The organism is Candidatus Colwellia aromaticivorans, from assembly GCF_003333305.1.
Taxonomy (GTDB): domain Bacteria; phylum Pseudomonadota; class Gammaproteobacteria; order Enterobacterales; family Alteromonadaceae; genus Colwellia; species Colwellia aromaticivorans.
Genome location: NZ_QOLD01000065.1, coordinates 1 through 19,838, shown reverse-complemented (window position 1 = coordinate 19,838; position 19,838 = coordinate 1). Strand labels below are relative to the sequence as shown.

Genomic DNA, 19,838 nt, shown 5'->3' with positions numbered 1-19,838 from the left:
GTATTTTGAATGGTCACGGGTATATACCCGTTTTGCATTATATCCGGAAATTTAATCTGTTAACTTTCTTAGGGCTAAATAATGAATGCGTTGCATTGACATTAAAGAAGCAAAAATAGCAGGTAGAGCCCCTACTTTTCTTAGTTCATTAAACACTTCATCAGGTAAGGCGTTAAGTTTTTTCTCGTCAATCACATACAAGCCATTGATAGTATATTCGTCTTCACCTTCTAAGTTAAGATTCAAGGTTTGTGGGGATAACAAGTCTTTATCTAAAAGTAATTTAATAAAGTTTTCTGTTGAATTAGTTTTTTCAATATAACTAACAATACGTTCACCTTTATCTGTTAACCATTGATTTTGAACTCCATTCTCATCAAATAAGGCCTGACCTTCAGTTTCATTAACTAAAAATGAGTTTTCATCAAAGCACAAGACAGCATGTTCACTATTTTTATCTTGGTGAAGTAAAAAAGGATAAAGTGTTAAACCTTCAGGTTTGTAACCTGCTTGCCAAGTATCATCACTAAAGAATAAGTTTTCTTCTGGCTTTAGGCCTAATAACGCAATAGCTTTAAATTGCCCAGTGCCCGCATCTTTAATAAAAACAATCGGAAACTCTTGGCTTGCTGCTATAAACTCTTGTACAACCACTGGAGCAAAGTGCTTGTCTTTACTTTGTTGTAAGTTTTCATTATTTTTAATTTTAAGCTTGCCATGAGCACCATTATTTATTGCTTTAATATCCACTATTAATTCTCCCATTCGTTGCTAATACATTAATATTTTTTATAGTTTATGAAAACCATATTGACTGACTTTTTTTAGTAATTCTTGGTTTGACGGCAATTGATTTTTTATTTGTTCGGTCACGGCTTTTACCTTTGCATAATGCTGTTTTGCTATATCTTGTTTGTTAAAAGCACTTTTATTAAAACTTAAATCTTGTTCAAACCCCATACCATAAAGTACATATTGATAGCTGTCTAACGGGAAAGGCTCATAAACATTGTCAAAATCATAATTAGATATTAATTGATGTTTCCATCGAGCTAATAATTCTAACAAGCTATCGGGTACCGTATTAAGGTTTTTATTATCTTGCCAAAAGGGTTCGTCTCTTTTGGAAAGATAATAATGCATTTTTATAAAATCGATAGTTTTATTCCATCTAAACTTAAACGATTTATTAACCTGCTTTTCAACAAGTTCCATTGAAGCTCGGTCACGAGGAAATAGTTCAGATAGCATGTTACCCGAAGCTTCAATAAGAAAAATGGCCGACGCTTCTAAAGGTTCAACAAATGCGGCCGATAGCCCAACGGCAAAACAGTTTTTATGCCAAAATTTTTCACGATAACCTACATTCATTTTAATCAATCGAGCATCTAATTGCGCTGCTTGTGGACCAATATACTCACGTAAAATTTGCTCTGCACGATCATGGCTGGTATGAGCTGATGAATATACATAGCCAGTACCTCTACGATTTGCTAACGCAATGTCCCAAGTCCAACCGGCTTCTTGTGCTGTTGAAATAGTGCTGCTTGCTATGATGGGATTATCTGTTTCATAAGGCACTTGAATGGCAAGTGCATGATCCGTTAACAAGGTATCATTAACCTTTTTAAAAGGAATACCTAAGGCTTCACCTATTAACAAGCTTTTAAAACCAGTACAATCGACAAAGAAACCACCGGTAATAACACCGGCTTTATCGGTATTTATAGAGGCAATATAGCCATCAACATCTAGATTAACATCGGTAACATTGGCTGAAATATGCTTAACGCCTAATGTACTCGTTGCATGTTCACGTAATAAGTCTGTAAATAACCCCGCATCTAAATGATAAGCGTAATTTTGAATACCTTCGAATTCTTTATTGGTAATAAGTTTTGGTGCTAACCCAAGCTCACAAATAGTTGCTTGTACACTAATACTATCAGCATAACTTTCGTTTTGACCAATATCCCCTAAATTCCAATAAGGGGCTAAATTGAACTCATTAGAATCAAACATAGAAGTAAACAAGTGGTAATAATGATTATTTATGCCGTTTTGTGGTGCTTGTTTCCAATTAACAAATTTAGTTGCTTGTTTAAATGACGCATTACATCTTTTTAGAAAGACCGTCTCACTGATACCAAGCTCGGCTAACGTTTTCCGCATTGTTGGCCAAGTTCCTTCACCAACACCGATGGTAGGGATGTCAGGCGATTCAATTAAGGTAACCTGAATCGCCGAAGGATCTGTGCTGTTAAACCGCTTAGCTAATTTTGCTGCGGTTAACCAACCTGCAGTACCGCCACCAACAATAATAACTTGTTTAATTACTTGTTCTGTCATGGATATTACACCTATAACTTGCTAAAACCATATTGAATAACTTTTTCAACGAGCGCCCTTTGCACAGGCATTTTTTCTATTAATAATTCACTGGCCTTATTAATATCGTCAAATAACTTATTCGCTCTTTCAGTCTGTGTATATTTAGCGCTTACAGTTTCTAAATCAGTTTCAAAACCCATTCCATAAAGAATGTATAAATAACTGTCTAAATTAAAGGGCTCCCAAGCATTTTCAAAATCATATTTTGTTGGCGGTTGACTACGCCAAAAATTCAATCTTTGTTGTAAGTTCTCAGGAATACTTTTTGGATCACAATTATCTATCCAGTACTGGCTGTCTCTTCTGTCTGAAATACAATAATGAAGTTTTATAAATTCAACAGTTCGTTCCATACGCATAGTAAGGTGTTCATTGAATTTTTTTTCTACATAAGCCATTTCTGATTTTTTACGCGGAAATTGGGTAGCTATCATATTTGCAGCAGCATCAAATAAGAAAATTGCTGATGCTTCTAATGGTTCAACAAAACCCGCTGACATCCCTATAGCTACGCTGTTTTTATGCCAAAACTTTTTATGGTAACCATGATTCAATTTAATTTTTCTAAAAGTAAGCTCACTAGTATCTTGCTCACCAATGTAGTCAATAAGTTGCTGCTTAGCCGCTTGGTCAGAAATATACTTGCTTGAATAAACATGACCAACACCTCTACGATCCTGAAGGCCTATATCCCATATCCATCCAGCTTCTTGAGCTGTAGCTATGGTATGAGTTTTAATCGCTTGGGTTTTATCGGGGTAAGGTACTTGAACGGCAAGTGCCGTATCGTTAAAAATAACATCATTGATACTTTGCCAAGCAATATTATAGGTTTGTTTTATAATCAAACCCTTAGCGCCACTGCAATCGATAAAAAAATCTGCGTTAAGTTGTTTTTCGCTGATATGGTCAGTTTCTACATGCGTAATAAATTCATCGCTGTCTAAGACAACTTCAGTCACATTGGCACTGATAAAATTAACACCCAAATGATCAATACAATGTTGCTTTAGAAACTCAGCGAATTTACAGGCATTTAAATGATAAGCATACTCTTGCGCAGCACTGTATTCTGACATAACAATTTGCTTAGGTGCTAACCCGTGATCACATAACCTTGCTTGTGAAGCAACTGTTCTGTCATAAGGCAAACGGGTGTCTTTGTCTTGTTGTAACCAATAAGGCGCAAGGTTAAAGTCGTATGAAGAATGACTTACGGTACTGAGTGGATGGTAATAGCTATGTGGTTTATTAGGCTCAGGTGTTTTAGACCAATTAACAAATTCGGCCCCTTGCTTAAAGGTTACATCACATTCACGAATAAAGTCTGTTTCGCTAATGCCTATTTTATGCAATGTACCTCTTAAATTTGGCCATGTGCCTTCGCCAACGCCTAAAATAGGAATATCAGGAGATTCTACTAATGTGATTTTCACACCATTTTTAAGTTTACTGTTTAACGTTTTTGCCAAAATGGCTGCGCTTAACCAGCCAGCCGTTCCTCCGCCAATAATAAGAATATGATTATTGTCTGTTCCCATAACTATTTCTCGCTATTTTTTATTTTTGATCTATTTTTTATTTTTGATCTATTTTTTATTTTTGATCATTGTATGGCTGTTTCTTTGAATGAATAAACTTGAAAATAATACGTTATATTTAACCTAGGAGAGAAAAGAAAGGAAAGCAACGCTTTCCTTTCTTTTTATATCCTAAGTACTTATAAACGGTAAGACACTTTAAGATAAACATTTCGGCCGTTCTCAGCTGCTAAACGCATAGCATCAAACTCGCTAACGAAACGTTGTGTTGTCGTTTCTTCCAAAATGTTAGTCGCTTCAAGACTTACATCAATGCTATCAGTAGCATGCCAAGTAACGTTTGCATCTAAGAAACCGTGTGCATCCCAACCTGTATTACCACCAATACCAGTTGATTGAGCAATAAACTCATCACGGTAAGTGTAAGCGATACGAGTTGAAACCAGATCATTCTCATAGAACGCGCTTAAGTTATAGCTTACTTTAGACATACCGGCTAAAGGAACTTTTTCGACTTCTCCACCCGTATCTTGTAAACCAAAGCCATCAGTATAAGTTAAGTTAGCAGACCAACCAAACTCACCCATTTGTTGTTGGTACTGTAATTCAATACCTTCAAGCTGACCACCAAGGCCTTGACCTGGCTCAGATAAAATATATTCTTCACCTTGGTACGTGATACGACTTTCGTTAGCACCAGCAATGATGAAAGAACTTATGTCTTTACTAAATAATGTTGCTGAAACTAAAGATTCTTCGTTAAAGTACCACTCTAAACCGATGTCATATTGGTTTGCACGGTATGGGTCAAGTTGAACACTACCTTTAGTAATACGTTTAGTTGTTTCATTAACACTTGCCGCAGGGTTTAAAAATGAATAGTTTGGACGACTAATAACTTTAGCTGCTGATACACGAAGTATTAAATCAGTATCTAAGTTAACTGCTAAGTTAAAGCTAGGTAACCAGTCAGCGTAATCACTTTCTTCTGTTGCAGGGGTATCGCCTAAGAAGAAGTCTGCTGAAGTTTCAGTTTTAACATAACGTAAACCGATGTTACCTCTATAATCATCACCACTGAAATCACCTTGAACATAAGCAGCAAAAATATCTTCTTTAATAATACCAAAGCTATCTTTGAGTAATGTTTCACCTGTTTTAACACTGTCCATATAAGCGCGAACTTGATCACCATTAACACGAGCGACAGCTGTTGGGCTATCACCACTTAAACCAACACCTGAATGGTCAAAATGACCATCTGCAAAATTAGCTTTGGTTAAGCCGTCAGTAAAGCCATCTTGGAACTGCCACTTTTTATTGAAGCTTGTAAACTCATGATCTCTTAATTTAGCACCTGTTTTAATACTTGAAACAGGGCCTAAATCAACATCAAAATTAACATCAAACTGCGCAAAAGTTTCTTCATCTTCGCGGTCACCTGCAACAACTGATGCATTATTCATGTTGTATTCTGCATGATTACTAGCATCGGTATTGTTAGGGCTCAATAACATGCTGTTATGACCTGACATATCAAAATCAATACTTTGGTTAGCATTACCCGATACCCAACCAACATTGTAGTTACCACCGTCACCACCTGTTGCTTTAGTGTTACCGATTTTAGCATTAATGCTATAGGTATCACCCGAGTATTCAACTTCATAAGTGATAACTCGTGTATCAGTTTCAGCATTACGAGAGTTAGTATCATCAAATGCTGCACCTGCATATTGACCATTTAAAGCAAAGCCATTTACAGGGCCAAACTTTGTAGCGCCGGTAACATTTGCATTAAATCCAGCAGGATCTGTACCGGCTATAATTAAGTAGTTTTGGTTTGTATTAGCTGCATCTAAATCTACACCAAAGTAGTGTAAGTTCATTGATAAATCATCTGACGGTGCATATTGTAAGGTTAAATCGTAAGCGGTGCGCTTTCTGTCTTGCTTAAATTCAGAAATACCTGCACCAGCCCAACCGTCATCCATATAGTTTTCAGCTTTATGCGCAAGGCCAATTGACTCTAGTGTTGATAAACTACCTAATAAACCAAAAGTTTCGTTATCATTTTTCCAGCTATAAAAAGCTGTTGCCCCTTTACCATTGCCATCGGCAATGCTGTTATTTTGAACTTCAGCTGAAAGATATAATGTATTAGCTTCAAGATCTAACGGCTTTCTTGTGCGTACAGCAACGGTACCACCAACGCCACCTTCATCTAATGAAGCCATTGGTGATTTATAAACATCAACACCAGCAACTAATTCAGGCGGAAGTAAATCCATATCGAATGAACGACTTGCAGGTTGTTGCGAGAACCAACCAGTAGAAGCTAAATAGTTACCATTCATGGTAACTAAGGTTAATTCTGGGTTAGTACCACGGATAGAAACATTACCACCTTCACCAGCAAAGTTTCTTGCGATAGTTATACCTGGGATACGTTGTAAAGACTCGGCAATATTTCTATCTGGAAACTTACCAATGTCTTCAGCTGAAATGGAATCAACCACTGCGTCAGAAAATCGCTTTTGATTTAACGCTTCTTTTAATGAACCACGAATACCAGTTACTTGAATTACTTCAATCTCTTTATTTGCAGATTTTGTTTCATCTGCAGCCATAGCTTGTGATGAAACACCACCAGCAATGATTAGAGCGATTGAACTAGCTAATACGCCTTTTTTAAATGTTTTAGTTGACATAGACTTTCCCTTACACACGTTTGTTTTTTGAAAATATATTTTTTATTTAATGATAATATTTTATTCTGGCCCAATGACAGCGTTGTCATTCTTTATGACAGCGCTGTCATTGGGTAAGTAAACCTTACCGTGTATTTTTTAATTTATCTAGTGTAAATTAACATTTAATTGCACTCTTATGACGTTAAGTAGTATAACCAACTGTATATAAAGAAAATTATAACTTAAAATTAAATGACATTAAATAATTTTCATTGCTGTTTTAATGCAAAAAAGTGCTGGCAACTTATAATTGACAGCACTTTTTTATAAATAAGAACTATTTTCAGTTAAAACCCGTTTGGCATTTTATCTAACATTATACCAATTGAAGTAATGAATAGAACATTCAGCGAGAATTAAAAGGTGTAGAGGCAAGGCATTGATTGAAGAGAATGGTTATTCCCTTGTCAAAATCAATAACGCAGCATATATACCTGTTAAACTCGCCCTTGGGAGCTTGTCAGGAAAGTGATAACGTCACAAATTTGTTTGATATAGAGCGACTATATACGCACAAATTTTGCTTGTTCTAACTTCCCTGACACAGCTCTGAATTGACTCATTCATTATTTCATTTGGTATTACTTAGCGTTTTGATAAAATTTCATCAAACTAGCGGTTGAACAGTCATGTTTATTTGAAATAGAATTATTGTTTAGCTCTTCTTGTATTTCAGCTGCCAGGCCTTTACCTAATTCAACCCCCCATTGATCGAATGAGCATATTTGTAAAATAATGCCCTGAACAAATATTTTGTGCTCATAAGCAGCAATTAAGCTACCTAGCGTTTTAGGATCAATACGCTTTAACAAAATAGTATTGGTGGGTCTATTACCTTTATGAACTTTATGCGGTGCTACTTTATCAATATAATCTGGCGTGCGCCCTTTCGCTTTTAAATCAGCTCTTACTTGTTCTTCATCAACACCGGCCATTAATGCTTGTGTTTGCGCAAAGAAGTTCGCCATTAAGGTTTCATGGTGACCTTGAACAGGTGTGACACTTTCTACCGAGCCAATAAAATCAGCAGGAACAACATTATTACTCTGATGAAGATATTGATAAAAGGCATGTTGACCGTTTATGCCCAATTCTCCCCAAATTGATGGTACCGTAGCATAGTCTACTTCATCTCCATCCCAAGTAACTGACTTACCATTACTTTCCATTTCAGCTTGCTGTAAATAAGCTGAAAGCATATGAAGCGTTTGATCATAAGGTAAAATAGCTTGTGAACGAGCTCCTAAAAAGGTGGTATTCCACACACTAATTAGCGCCATAATGGCAGGAATATTATCTTTAAGTGGCGCATTAATAAAGTGCTGATCCATTTCATGCGCACCGTCAAGTAACTCTTTAAATCTATCAAAGCCCAAATCAAGCGCAACGGCAAGACCAATAGCTGACCATAATGAAAAACGGCCACCAACCCAATCCCACATATCAAAAATATTGTGCTCTTCAATACCCAATCCCATGGCATTTTCTTTGTTGGCTGTTACCGCAACAAAATGTTTCGCCACTGATTTTTCATCAAAAGATGAACTTGTTAACCACTTCATTGCCGTTTTAGCATTAGTCATGGTTTCTGTGGTAGTAAAGGTTTTACTTGAAACAATAAACAACACTTTTTGCGGATCTAATGGTCGTAACACTTCCACAATTTGTGCACCATCAACATTAGACACATAATGAACGTTAACACCACCATCGCTATAATGTTTAAGCGCTTCGGTAACCATTTGTGGCCCTAAATTTGAACCACCAACACCGATATTAACAATATCTGTAATGCGCTTGCCCGAATACCCCAACCAATGACCTTGTCGAACTTTATCAACAAAAACTTCCATTTTAGCTAATTGATCCTGAACATGTTCAGTAACATTCTCACCATCAACAATTAATGGTTCATCACTTTGGCGACGTAATGCTGTATGCAACACTGCTCGGTCTTCCGTTTTATTAATTTTAGCACCCGCAAACATTTTAGTGCGCCAATCACAAACTTCAGTTTCATTTGCTAGCGCCAATAAACAATCAAGTGTTTCACTATCAATTAAGTTTTTAGAATAATCGAGTAACATATTCGGCAGCTCGATTGAGAATTTTTCAAAACGTTTAACGTCGTTGGCAAACAAGGTGTTCATATGCTGAGACTTTTTATCTTGTGCTAATTGCTGTAATTTTTTCCAACTAGCTAATGTTTGACGATCTGACATAGTAATTCCTGTTAAAACCTAAGTAGTAAATAAAGCATCTTTTAAGCTGAATGGAAACGTACGCTTATGACACTAGTATGATTATTAAATTATTTATGTTACCTTAGTAATTAATGACAGCGCTGTCAATCTGTATTTGTTAGTGTGATGTCTATTTAATTAGATAAAATAGTATTAGTTATTGCTGCAAGCTAAAAGAAGCTCTACTCTGAGCGTTATCAATAGTGATAATAGTTTAAAAAATAATAACAAGGTTAAATGGATAGATGAAAACTACAATTAATGATGTTGCCAAACTCTCAGGGGTTTCAATAAAAACCGTATCGCGCGTAATTAACAATGAACCTTCGGTTCGTCAATTGACTCGCGAAAAAGTACAAGCAGCGGTTAAAGAACTCAACTATCAACCTAACCTTGCTGCCCGTAATTTAGCGGGAACTAAATCATATACCGTTGCCTATATATACGACAACCCAAATGCTTATTATATTATTGATATGCAGGAAGGTATTCTATCTTCCTGCCGCCAACAGGGCTTTGAGCTGTTAATTAACCCTTGTGATTCTAAAAAAGAAAATATTATCGAAGAAATAATCAACACTATTAAGCATGCACGTGTTGCTGGGGTCGTATTAACCCCTCCTTTTTCGGAGCAACCTGAATTTGTCAAATGTATCACCGAACTTGATGTAAAAGTTGTACGTATTATGTCAGGCGATGTTGCACCCGATGAACTTAGTCCTTGTGTTATGGTCAACGATAGAGAAGCAGCACAAAATATTACCCAACATTTAATAGATTTAGGGCATACAAACATTGCTTTTATCGCGGGTGATGCGGAGCATTTGTCAACCGTTGAGCGTTACAAAGGTTATCGACGCACTTTAAAAGCTAATGATATAGAATTTAAAAAACACTTGGTGATCGAAGGAGAATATTCTTTTGAGTCTGGTGTTCAGGGTGCTCAACAATTAATGTCAACAGACTTACCAATAAGTGAACGACCAACGGCAATATTTTCATGTAACGATGAAATTGCCGCTGGTGCATTATTTGCAACAAGACTAATGAACATTGCTATTCCTGAGACGTTATCTATTACGGGTTTTGAAAATAGTCCCTTCTCAAGACAAACTTCGCCAAAGTTAACCACGGCAAACCAACCTAACAGACAAATTGCAGAGAATGCAACCAACATACTTATTGCACAAGTTCGCAAACTACAAAGTAAAAGTGTTATCAAGCAATATGTTCCTCAGTTAGTAGTCAGAGGCTCAACGGGGCAAAATATATATGTGAAAGCTACTACAAAGATCGTGTCCTAAAAGTTTACGACACTAAGCGACTAATTAAAGGTTGAATTACAACCATATTTTTAAAATATTTCTAAGGAAAAATTATGCAAGTTATTATTTTTGATAATCCGCAACAGGTTGCTGAAAATGCAGCACAATGGGTTGAAAAATTGATCAACAAGAAATCAGGTGCAGTGTTAGGCCTTGCTACAGGTAGTACTCCCATAAGTCTCTATAAGCAGTTAGTAGCAAAACATCAAGCCGATGAGTTAAGCTTTGCCAACACAACTAGCTTTAATTTAGATGAATATCTTGGTATTGATGAAAACAATGCACAAAGCTATCGGCACTTCATGAACGAAAATTTATTCGACCATGTAGACATTGATAAAAGCAAAACTTTTGTACCCACTTGTAACCAAGGAGAAAACCCAAGAGAGCAAGGTTTAGCTTATGAAGAAAAAATTAAGCAAGCAGGAGGTATAGACCTACAAATATTAGGCATTGGCGCTAATGGCCACATAGGTTTTAATGAGCCGACGTCAAGCTTAGCTTCTCGCACCCGTATTAAAACTCTAACACAACAAACCCTTAATGATAATAGTCGTTTATTTGCCGCAGATGAGTTTCAACCAACACTAGCGATGACCATGGGCATAGCCACTATTCTTGACGCTAGATATGTTTTACTGATGGCAACAGGTGAAAATAAAGCGAGCGCCGTTAAAAGTATGATTACAGGTCCTTTATCTGCAGTATGCCCTGCGTCTGCATTACAACTACATGAAAATGCGATAGTTTTACTAGATAAAGCAGCGGCAAGTGAATTAGAAGATCAAGAGTATTATTTATGGGCAAACGAACAAAACCTTAAGATTAATCAAGAGTTTGGTTTATACCATAACTATTAATTTTTCCAAGTGGCTCTGCAATGTACGAGAGCTAGAACATGTTATCAGTAGAGCAGCATTAAAAGCGAAGGCACGACAAAGCAGCAAGCAATTATCGCTATCGAAAGTAGTGATTGCGGATTGCTCACCATAATATCAAACGAAAAAACAATGCAAACAAATAAACCAGTATTGGATGATATAGAATTTGCTACTACCAACTTGAGAGAAGAAACAGATCGTTTCCAACGTAAGCTATTAGGTCAAACGTAAACACAAGAAGCCGGCAACTGGGCAGCGGCTGCAAGAATATTATCTACCGACAGGGCCAACTTAAATCGTATTGCTAAATGATTAAATATTAAAGTGGTTAAGTCTGTGACTGAACATTAATACAATCATCGGTTAATCAGAAAACCTAAAGAGCAACCAATAGCTAATGTTTTCTATGGTACAAAAAGTCTAAATTTAACTAAGGTTACGTAAATAACGAGTACTTCTAATTACTTTAATTTTAATCCAGACCAAGCACGCGTAAGCGCCCAAACGGCTAAAATAATAAATATGGTGTGTACAAAGGTAAAGTAAGTAATAACATAAACCCAAGTCCAAGCAGAATCAAATCCCCCTAAAATTATCATCAATACTGAAACAACACCTAGTGCAACAAAGGCAACAAGGTTAAGTTTAATGCCTAACTTTGCGTGATAATAACCTATGCTACTTGGTGGCATTTTTTTGATAGTAAGCATTAACCAAATAAAGGCAATACCGGGCAAAAAAGTTAGGTTTAAAATTGAGGCAAGAGCGGCATCAGACGCCTGTTTAATTTGTTGTTTATCAACTGATGTTGTCCTATCCGTTTGTGCTAATACCATAAATAATTCCTGAACGTTAATTCGTTAGTTTAGCAATAACAAAAACTAAGAATAAAACCAAGGATAAAATCATTACTTTGGTTAAAAGTTATTCAAGAACAATAAACGTTCTAGTTTTAGCTAAGTTTGCTTTATTATAATTAAATAAATATTAGTGAAAAGAGGTCACTTTCTAACGCTAGATAAAACCTCCTTCAAATTAAAGTAACCTTATTTCAATGCTAGCAAGCAGAAGTCATAAAGTAATCAGTGATGCTAACAAGCCTTTTGTCTGAATAACGACAAATGATAACGTGCCTATGTAGATGGTTCAGGATCGTCATCCCCGTGATTTCTTAATCGGGGATCTAGTGTATTAAGCGCAATAGATCTTCGATAAGATACTTCGAAGATACGCTACATGGATGTAGTTTATTAGACAATGCAGGAGCATATTGTCCTGACGTATACAGTTACATCCTGAGTTAACTGCATAGCCATGAATGATAATTAGTAGGTCGCATTGAGCACTAGTGCTTAAGCAAGTCAGTTAAACTCGAGTCTTTTGACAATAAAACCTTAGTACCAAACGCCAGTCTGTGAGTGCCATGACAACGGGCGCATGCCTGCACTGCCAGTGTACCGAGATCCATTCCTTGTTCTTTAAGAGTGCCTGTTTTCAGGCTGTTCTCTAGACTTAACAAAGTATTATTCATTTGTTCGCTCGGGTAAGATACTTTGTCCTTTTTATGACAATCACTACATACCTGCCCTAATTTGGACATATCCTTCTTAAGGTCTACTAAAGAGGATATGGCGAGATCAGACATGCCATCTTCGGAGGCTATCTTAATCTGGTTTACTTGCTTACTTAATTTTTCCATATGTGAGTTGAATGGTACCAAAGGCTCAATTTCTAGTGTTGAAAAATCTGGTGCTCGATAAGTCAATGCAGTGATAGCCTGATAGTCGCTATGGCAAGAATCGCAACTTTTCTGCAAAGTTTTTACTGCAGCTAAAACACCAGTATAGTCTTGATTGTCTACATTAGCTTGTAAGCTTGAAAGTGTCGATATATCTAGCTTTTTATTCCAGCTAGATACCATTTCGCCTATTTTAAGGTAATGTTCATTTAATGCTAAAGCCCACTTCCTAAGATGTTCTTTGTCTTTTGTTTCAGCATAAAATTGGACTGCTTGCATTTCTCGGCGCAGCTTAAACATATTGTGCAGCCACACTTGGCGTTTGTTTTCCGGCTTGTACCATTGGGCTAGATCTGTTGGTGGTGTCTTGATAATGACAGCTTTGTCCTTGTGTTTATAGACAATCCCCGCTATCACTAGAATAAAGATAAATTGAAGTACAATAAAATAAGTCCATCTCATAGTGTTTGCTATTTCCGACGCTAGATTCAAATAAATACAAAGTATACGTTATTGTATACCAACGGAGTATATAAGCAGTTGATCAGGCGCAAAAAATTACCGTTATATGTATCTAGCTATATACCCAAATTAATTAATATTTATAAATATTAATTAATTTACCAATAGATGGAACTTTTACTTCAACATACACTCTTACTATGTGGGAGACTTTTGTTTCCCTTAGTGTTTCATGTTTTTATAATGCGTTTACTTGATTTCAGGTGAACGCTTTTTTTTACTCTTTTTTAACAATACCCAGCATTTAAATCATATTTAATGGTTTAAAGAAACTGGAAGGATGGGACACCGAACACAAAAAACCGACTAAAAAATTTAGTCGGTTTTCTCAAACAGTTTCAGTGGGTCCCTTTTTAACTATTTATAGTTAAAAAGAAATAGAGGCACCAAGGTGTAATGCTCTAGGTTGACCACCAAAGAAACGGTAAGAACCAAAAGCATAATCAGCTCTACTGGCATACTTTTCATCAGTAAGGTTTTCTATGCGGGCAAATAAATTCATCTTATTGTTTAGCGCTACGGAGCCTCGAAGTTGTAATAAATCATGACCAGCATAGTCGTGTTCATTAGCAGGATCTAAATAATACTCGCCCATATGTAACCATTCTAACTCAAGTTTACTATTGTCGGTGGGCTGCCAAGCAAGACGAACATTAGCCAGTTGCTCTGGCGCGGTATCTACTTTATTGCCTTTAATAACGCCGCTGCTAGCTTGGTCAAATTCATACTCATGTTGACCATAACTATAATTAACCGCAAGACTTAATTGCTCTGTTAAATCATAATTTATGCTCAATTCAAGTCCTTTATGAGAGGTTTCACCGTCAGTAACATTTAAACCTTGTGCATCACGAAAAAAGAAATTGTCTTTATTCATGCTATAAACGACGACTTCATAAGTTAGTTTACTACTCACCCCACGCACACCAAGCTCAGCGCTATCAAGTTGCTCTGATTCAATCTCGCCTACCAGCTGTTGCTTTTGCAGTCGATACATATCGGTGGTTTGTGGTGCTCTAAAGCCTTGCGACCAACTACCAAAAAAGGCTATATCATTATTCAAGCGATAATTAAAACCTAGCTTAGTACTGGTATTATCAAAGCTGTCATTACTGTCGCTAGGACGTTTATATAGGCACTCAATAGGCTCATCATTGTTATTTACACATGAGCTACCGTCAGCTTTGGTGGTGCCATCGGCGATTAAGTTATCATATCGGTATTGAGTCGCATCAAAGCGTACACTACCAGTAAATTTAAGTTGCTCAGTTAACTGCAAGTCTGCCTGAACATAGGGAGCAATCGTTGATGCATCTACTTTATAATCATAATGAAGGCCCTGTTGACGTGCTTTACCCCAGCTATAACTGTCTGGTTTTTCTTGGGTTTGCGTCAACTCCCCTTCAGTCCATTCAAAGTCAATGCCCATCACTAAAGCAAAATTCTGTTCTACCTGCCAGTTATAGCTATTAATCATACCAACACTGTAGTGGCTATTTTCTTCAATGGCTTTTGAAGGCAGATAATGCTGACGAAATTCCATTTGATTAACACGAAAATAAGGTGTCATGGTAAAGCTACGATCATCGCTCAACTCGCGCTGCCAACTGGTGGCGATACGAACAGATGACCATTCACGATAGGCATCAGTATCACAATTTTTTTCCATAGCATTGCTATCTTTATAAAGGTTTTCTTCTGAGTAAGTCGAGCTATAGCAATCAGAGCCATTGTCACCAGAGGAAATAAACCCTGCCGTATTCTGGTCAAGAATAAAGCCAGAAACTATCGTCTTAAACTGATCATCTCCGTTAACATAATCATGACGTAGTCCCAGTTTCAATGAGGTAAAGTCACTATCATCACGGTAGCCACCATCATCAATGGCTTGAAAATTACCACTAACACCTTGATTATCTGATTCACTACCTAACGTGCCTTGTAGTTGGTACCTATCGTTTGGCCCCACAATTAACGTTGCATCACCGCCATTACGTGGCGCTTTAGTCAGCGCATTAACTACACCATGAACCGCATTTGAGCCATAAACCGCACTCGCTGGACCACGAATTATTTCTACTTCTTTTGCCTGAGCAAGGTTTAACTCTGATAAGGCATTATTATTAGCAAAACCTGCCGATCGGGTGGCAATACCCTCTTCAAGGAATAAAAAAGCGCCCGCAGCTCCAGGGCCAGTTAAAACAGGTGAACGTAAGGAAGGTAATGATTCCATACCATTGTTGGTTTGTATATGAACGCCTGTTGCTCTGTTTAAAATATCACTGGGATGTACAGCGCTAACTGAGGCAATATCATCACTCGATATACGGTCAATATTGCCTGCTAAAGTGAGAAGATCAGATTGTTGAAGAGTACCGGTCACAACGATAACCTCTGATATACCATCACTACTATTCGATTTAGATATTTCAGGTTTTTCCGTTGCTGCTAATGTAGAGCAGCTTACCATTGAAAAACAAGCCATAGTAATGGCTGAAATGGGGAATCGTTGTAACATATTATTTATATCCTTTATTAGGTTAGGCTTCTTTGGTCATATAGGTGGCACCTATGACCGACACTTTACCAAAGATACCTCCAAAAATAACAGACAAAGATATCAATAATATCGGATTTTCAAAGTTAATACTGGTTAACGTGATCAAGGTCATTCTTTCACTAGTTTGTAGAAGGTAAGCAAAAGTTGCGGCGTATGATAAAACTGAAGCGGGTACAGCACCCAAAATTGGAAAATTAGAGGCAAATACAACGGTAAAAGCCGTTATACCGACAACAACCGCGCTCCAAAGTGGCATACCTAAGGTATCTGCTAATGGAATGCTTAACACCATAAATGCCGCAATCCAACCAATGACAACACCAAAAACACCACAAATTATCGTACTTTTTAAGGCTTGGTTATCCCCACCAAGCGCGGCAAAACCTGCCCAAGCAATGAAAACAGCCCAAATTAAAATGTAGCCAGATAAAAGGCCAAAGGCAAGCCTAGTAGCTATTGCGCCAACAAGACCAATACTTAACGATGTTGCTGTTATTTCTTTCATAATAATCTCTTTCTAATTGAAGTTAAGTGAATCCCTTAAATGTAGTTAGACATTACAAGGGGAATACTTTGAAGTTGTGCTCTAAAAAACCACAGACAGTTTAGCTAGTATGCCGTCCCATTCAGCTTCACCTTGACCATTAGTCGCTTGTCCACCAGAAAATGCTTCTTCTGTTTGTTTAACATATTCAACTTTTAGCAATACTTTATCCTCAATCCAATAACCGGCTCCTACTTGAATACGATCTAAACTATCATCACTAGAAATCCCCGCTGATTCATTAGTAGACATAGAATAACGAGCCGCTACATAGATATTTTTGTTAATATCGTATTTAGCCTTAACACTCATAAAAGAGACTTCAGAATCGGTGTCGCTGAAACTTCCAGATACTCTACAGCTTGAGTCGCTGTTGCAGTTATACCCTGTGCTAATACAGCAGCCACGTTAGCGGCAATATTACTCAGTAGCCCTGAAACAGACATTTTGAAGTATCATAAGTATAGTAGGAAACGATTTTAAGGTTATTGCCAATGACTGTTCATAATGTTTTAGATAAAACTGTACTCAACACTTTTTACTATGAATGGGTAACTTATGATTGAGTGTCAAAGTTTTCTACAAAACCAATAATAACACCCAGTTCAATAAATTTTTTGAGGCTATCGTCTATGGAAAAACCAGCTTGCTTGGCGGATGCGACAACAATGGTTTTTTCAAACGTTTCTCCGTTGTTAAAAGCGTATAACAATGCAAATTCACCTACAGTTATTGGTAATACTACAGTTTTTAACTGCTGGCGAAACAAGACTATAAAAGTATCATTATCTTGCTCATCAACAAATTCCACTTCCGTATCAGGTGAGGTGTTTCCTTGGTTTAAATGCCAAATTTTATCTATAGGAAAAGTAGAGCTAATCAGTGATAACGAGGGTGTAACTAAAAATTTCAACTGTAAAATATCACTCGCTTGTGCCAGTGTCGACCAGTCACTAATGGGTGCATCGTTTGCTAATGAACTTTGGTGAAATGCCCACTCTAAACGAGCGACATCTTTGAGATAAGTAAGGTGTTTAGCATGTTTAAAGTCAGCTAAAAAATCGGGAAACTCTGCACCGTAATCATCCATGTTGCCGCTTTTAGGCCAAGTAATATAAATAAACTCTCGACACATCGCGCTAAAAAACTCTTCTCCAAGCAGTTTTTCAATCACCGGATAAGTGAGTATCAGTGAATGAGTGATATTAGCAATAGCACTGTTTTGATATATACCCATCAAGCCTTTTGCTGAAATGAGACTACTATCAATCTCTTTTGCCAATAAAATATTACCTTGTTTGAGTTTGCCAGATAAGCAATCATTGATAAAGTTACGTTGCAGCTCGGCTAACCTTGTTACTTGGGAAGGCTGGGTAGGTTTGGTAGGTTTGGTCATTAGGCAATCTGCTTATTAAGTACTTTGGCAATAATCGCTTCTGCTTTCTTTTTTTCAGCCAACAATACTGATAGCTCGGGTACATCAGTATCCCACTCTATTAATGTCGGTACTTCACCAAAGCGCTCTACGGCTTTTTCATATAATTGCCAAACACCGTCATAAACTTTTTGACCATGTGTATCAATATAGACTTCTTTTCCTTCAATAATATCTATACTGTAACCCGCTAAGTGTATTTCTTTAACTGCTTCTATAGGTAAACTTTCAAGGTAAGCTAAGGCATCAAAATCATGATTGAAAGCACTGACATAAATATTATTAACATCAAGTAAAAGGCCGCATTTCGTTACTTTACTCAGCTCCGCAAGAAAGTCCCATTCGAGTATAGTTGAATCATTAAAGCTTAAATAACTAGACGGGTTTTCAATCAGTATTTGTCTTTGCAATACATCTTGCACGTGATTGATATTTTTAGTAACCACTTCAAAAGCTTCTTCGGTATAAGGGATAGGTAATAAATCAGGTAAATAATGAACACCATCAGAAGCACTCCATGAAAGGTGATCTGAAACCATTGCCGGTCGCAACCAATCAATCGTTTTTTTTATTTGCTGTAAATGTTTTTCTCGTATAGGACATGCTACTGCTGCAGAGCCTAAAGACAAACCGACACAATGAGCAGAAATGGGGTAGTCTTGACGAATTTTGGCTAAATATTTTGAAGAGGTACTGTGTTGACTGAAAAAGTTTTCAGTGTGAACTTCTAGCCAAGAAACATCAGGTTTGTTTTCGATAAATTCTTGAAAATGTCGATGCCGTAATCCTAAACCGACACCTTTAATTTTTTGCATTTTCATCACACCCTATTATTAATGAGGCAAATGTAGCAAGCTTCATCTTGCTACATCCCACCAAGAAACTGTTGTCAATTATTTTTTAGCTGGCTTCTCCGCTTTAACTACGCCGCCGATAATTTTTTCACATGTTCCTTTAGGTAAATAAACCCATTCATTAGCATCATTATCACTTGTTGCTTGCCCTGCACAGTTATGGCTACCATTTAATGCACCACAATCATTTTTTCCGGCCATAACAATGCCTGCACATTTTTCCCAGGCTGTTGGTTGGTTAGGTACTGCATTTGCACTAGTTGCCGTTAAAACACCTAAAGCTAAGATGCTAGAAATTGCTGTTGTCGCTATTATTTTAGTGTTCATGATAATTCCTTAGTAAGTTGAATTTAATTGTAAGCTTCAAGATAAAAGAGTGTTTCAACAAGGAAAAAATTTCAAATAAATTATTGTTTTTTTACTGCGCTAAGTTATTGTACAAAATAATTACAACTCTATTTCTGTAATGGTCTAATGAAACGTGAACGTCTCGCCAAATGCACATATCCTAAGCTAAGCATTAACCCTAGACTTGCTTCAACGTAATAAAAGGAGCAATGTATGAGCCGTAAAACTTCCGATGAGTGGAAATGTCTTGTAGAGAAACAAATCACTAGCGGTCTATCAGTACCAAAGTTCTGTGACCAGTATCAATTAAGTACTAAGTATTTTTATGCGCGTAAAGCTATTATCGCTAAAGGCAATAACCGTACTGATTTTATACAAGCCAAAATTATTACCAAACAAACCATTATCACTCAGCCCATTGAATATCCCATCAAACTGAATCTACCCGTTGGTGAATTATCATTTCCTCATAATATTTCTCCTGCCTTTATAGCTGAGCTGCTCAATGGGCTAACGCATGAAGATGTTTAGTGATGTTCCCGAGGTTTTTCTTTATCGTGATTTTGTCGATTTTAGAAAATCGATAAATGGTTTAGTGGTGATTGTCGAACAGCAGATGCAAGTTTCACCTCTCACGGGCAGTGTCTTTGTTTTTTGCAATAAGGGCCGAGATAAATTGAAGGTACTTTATTGGGACAAAACT

The 19,838-nt window shown here is 37.0% G+C and carries 18 protein-coding genes; 4 read left to right on the top strand and 14 right to left on the bottom strand.

The window, feature by feature from the left end; genetic code table 11:
* Positions 1-51: 51 nt before the first annotated feature.
* The 5 genes from DWA31_RS09800 to pgi form a co-directional block, all read right to left on the bottom strand.
* The gene (locus DWA31_RS09800) at positions 52-750 is read right to left on the bottom strand and encodes a SapC family protein (protein WP_168427325.1); all 699 of its coding nucleotides are present in this window, start codon (positions 748-750) and stop codon (positions 52-54) included.
* Positions 751-789: 39 nt separating this feature from the next.
* Positions 790-2,349, bottom strand: a complete 1,560-nt coding sequence (locus tag DWA31_RS09795) for a tryptophan halogenase family protein (RefSeq protein WP_114326407.1) — start codon at positions 2,347-2,349, stop codon at positions 790-792.
* Positions 2,350-2,360: 11 nt separating this feature from the next.
* A complete protein-coding gene (locus DWA31_RS09790) occupies positions 2,361-3,932 on the bottom strand; it encodes a tryptophan halogenase family protein (protein ID WP_114326406.1) in 1,572 nt (523 codons plus the stop codon).
* Between the two features lie 179 nt (positions 3,933-4,111).
* Positions 4,112-6,643: a TonB-dependent receptor gene (locus DWA31_RS09785; RefSeq protein ID WP_114326405.1), complete on the bottom strand. Its 2,532-nt coding sequence runs from the start codon at positions 6,641-6,643 to the stop codon at positions 4,112-4,114.
* Positions 6,644-7,266: 623 nt separating this feature from the next.
* On the bottom strand, positions 7,267-8,907 hold the full coding sequence (gene pgi / locus DWA31_RS09780; protein ID WP_114326404.1) for a glucose-6-phosphate isomerase: 1,641 nt from the start codon (positions 8,905-8,907) through the stop codon (positions 7,267-7,269).
* 266 nt (positions 8,908-9,173) lie between these two features.
* Between pgi and DWA31_RS09775 the strand changes: the two genes are divergently transcribed.
* Positions 9,174-10,232, top strand: a complete 1,059-nt coding sequence (locus DWA31_RS09775; protein ID WP_114326403.1) for a LacI family DNA-binding transcriptional regulator — start codon at positions 9,174-9,176, stop codon at positions 10,230-10,232.
* 74 nt (positions 10,233-10,306) lie between these two features.
* Positions 10,307-11,113, top strand: coding sequence for a glucosamine-6-phosphate deaminase (nagB, locus tag DWA31_RS09770; RefSeq protein ID WP_114326402.1), 807 nt, complete (start codon positions 10,307-10,309; stop codon positions 11,111-11,113).
* A gap of 482 nt (positions 11,114-11,595) precedes the next feature.
* On the opposite strand, the gene DWA31_RS09765 is transcribed toward nagB, so the two are convergent.
* The 9 genes from DWA31_RS09765 to DWA31_RS09730 form a co-directional block, all read right to left on the bottom strand.
* The gene (locus tag DWA31_RS09765) at positions 11,596-11,970 is read right to left on the bottom strand and encodes a hypothetical protein (protein ID WP_114326401.1); all 375 of its coding nucleotides are present in this window, start codon (positions 11,968-11,970) and stop codon (positions 11,596-11,598) included.
* A 509-nt stretch (positions 11,971-12,479) separates the two neighbouring features.
* Positions 12,480-13,172, bottom strand: coding sequence for a multiheme c-type cytochrome (locus DWA31_RS09760; RefSeq protein WP_168427324.1), 693 nt, complete (start codon positions 13,170-13,172; stop codon positions 12,480-12,482).
* 589 nt (positions 13,173-13,761) lie between these two features.
* Positions 13,762-15,912, bottom strand: coding sequence for a TonB-dependent receptor (locus DWA31_RS09755; protein ID WP_245942575.1), 2,151 nt, complete (start codon positions 15,910-15,912; stop codon positions 13,762-13,764).
* Positions 15,913-15,934: 22 nt separating this feature from the next.
* On the bottom strand, positions 15,935-16,459 hold the full coding sequence (locus DWA31_RS09750; RefSeq protein ID WP_114326399.1) for a DUF1097 domain-containing protein: 525 nt from the start codon (positions 16,457-16,459) through the stop codon (positions 15,935-15,937).
* An 81-nt stretch (positions 16,460-16,540) separates the two neighbouring features.
* Positions 16,541-16,810 carry a hypothetical protein gene (locus DWA31_RS09745; protein WP_114326398.1) on the bottom strand — a complete coding sequence of 90 codons (270 nt, stop codon included), beginning with the start codon at positions 16,808-16,810 and terminating at the stop codon, positions 16,541-16,543.
* Entirely contained in the window at positions 16,807-16,944 is a 138-nt protein-coding gene (locus tag DWA31_RS17200) for a hypothetical protein (protein WP_168427323.1), read from the bottom strand. Before DWA31_RS17200 ends, DWA31_RS09745 begins: the two co-directional genes overlap by 4 nt.
* Positions 16,945-17,054: 110 nt before the next feature.
* Complete coding sequence (locus DWA31_RS09740; RefSeq protein ID WP_114326397.1) at positions 17,055-17,894, bottom strand: HvfC/BufC N-terminal domain-containing protein; 840 nt, start codon at positions 17,892-17,894, stop codon at positions 17,055-17,057.
* Positions 17,894-18,748 carry an MNIO family bufferin maturase gene (bufB, locus tag DWA31_RS09735; RefSeq protein WP_114326396.1) on the bottom strand — a complete coding sequence of 285 codons (855 nt, stop codon included), beginning with the start codon at positions 18,746-18,748 and terminating at the stop codon, positions 17,894-17,896. The genes DWA31_RS09740 and bufB overlap by 1 nt, the downstream gene beginning before the upstream one ends.
* 78 nt (positions 18,749-18,826) lie before the next feature.
* Positions 18,827-19,114: a BufA1 family periplasmic bufferin-type metallophore gene (locus tag DWA31_RS09730; protein WP_114326395.1), complete on the bottom strand. Its 288-nt coding sequence runs from the start codon at positions 19,112-19,114 to the stop codon at positions 18,827-18,829.
* A 234-nt stretch (positions 19,115-19,348) separates the two neighbouring features.
* Between DWA31_RS09730 and tnpA the strand changes: the two genes are divergently transcribed.
* Together tnpA and tnpB are read left to right on the top strand one after the other, a co-directional pair.
* A complete protein-coding gene (gene tnpA / locus DWA31_RS09725; RefSeq protein WP_114324640.1) occupies positions 19,349-19,666 on the top strand; it encodes an IS66 family insertion sequence element accessory protein TnpA in 318 nt (105 codons plus the stop codon).
* On the top strand, positions 19,659-19,838 hold a 180-nt coding region (gene tnpB / locus DWA31_RS09720; RefSeq protein WP_210725508.1), incomplete at its 3' end, for an IS66 family insertion sequence element accessory protein TnpB. The genes tnpA and tnpB, both read left to right, overlap by 8 nt.

Bases quoted from the DNA above. Each gene is read 5' to 3' on its own strand.
- DWA31_RS09795 (WP_114326407.1), bottom strand. From the start codon at position 2,349: ATGACAGAACAAGTAATTAAACAAGTTATTATTGTTGGTGGCGGTACT.
- DWA31_RS09790 (WP_114326406.1), bottom strand. From the start codon at position 3,932: ATGGGAACAGACAATAATCATATTCTTATTATTGGCGGAGGAACGGCT.
- DWA31_RS09785 (WP_114326405.1), bottom strand. From the start codon at position 6,643: ATGTCAACTAAAACATTTAAAAAAGGCGTATTAGCTAGTTCAATCGCT.
- pgi (WP_114326404.1), bottom strand. From the start codon at position 8,907: ATGTCAGATCGTCAAACATTAGCTAGTTGGAAAAAATTACAGCAATTA.
- DWA31_RS09775 (WP_114326403.1), top strand. From the start codon at position 9,174: ATGAAAACTACAATTAATGATGTTGCCAAACTCTCAGGGGTTTCAATA.
- nagB (WP_114326402.1), top strand. From the start codon at position 10,307: ATGCAAGTTATTATTTTTGATAATCCGCAACAGGTTGCTGAAAATGCA.
- DWA31_RS09765 (WP_114326401.1), bottom strand. From the start codon at position 11,970: ATGGTATTAGCACAAACGGATAGGACAACATCAGTTGATAAACAACAA.
- DWA31_RS09760 (WP_168427324.1), bottom strand. From the start codon at position 13,172: ATGTTTAAGCTGCGCCGAGAAATGCAAGCAGTCCAATTTTATGCTGAA.
- DWA31_RS09755 (WP_245942575.1), bottom strand. From the start codon at position 15,912: ATGTTACAACGATTCCCCATTTCAGCCATTACTATGGCTTGTTTTTCA.
- DWA31_RS09750 (WP_114326399.1), bottom strand. From the start codon at position 16,459: ATGAAAGAAATAACAGCAACATCGTTAAGTATTGGTCTTGTTGGCGCA.
- DWA31_RS09745 (WP_114326398.1), bottom strand. From the start codon at position 16,810: ATGAGTGTTAAGGCTAAATACGATATTAACAAAAATATCTATGTAGCG.
- DWA31_RS17200 (WP_168427323.1), bottom strand. From the start codon at position 16,944: ATGTCTGTTTCAGGGCTACTGAGTAATATTGCCGCTAACGTGGCTGCT.
- DWA31_RS09740 (WP_114326397.1), bottom strand. From the start codon at position 17,894: ATGACCAAACCTACCAAACCTACCCAGCCTTCCCAAGTAACAAGGTTA.
- bufB (WP_114326396.1), bottom strand. From the start codon at position 18,748: ATGCAAAAAATTAAAGGTGTCGGTTTAGGATTACGGCATCGACATTTT.
- DWA31_RS09730 (WP_114326395.1), bottom strand. From the start codon at position 19,114: ATGAACACTAAAATAATAGCGACAACAGCAATTTCTAGCATCTTAGCT.
- tnpA (WP_114324640.1), top strand. From the start codon at position 19,349: ATGAGCCGTAAAACTTCCGATGAGTGGAAATGTCTTGTAGAGAAACAA.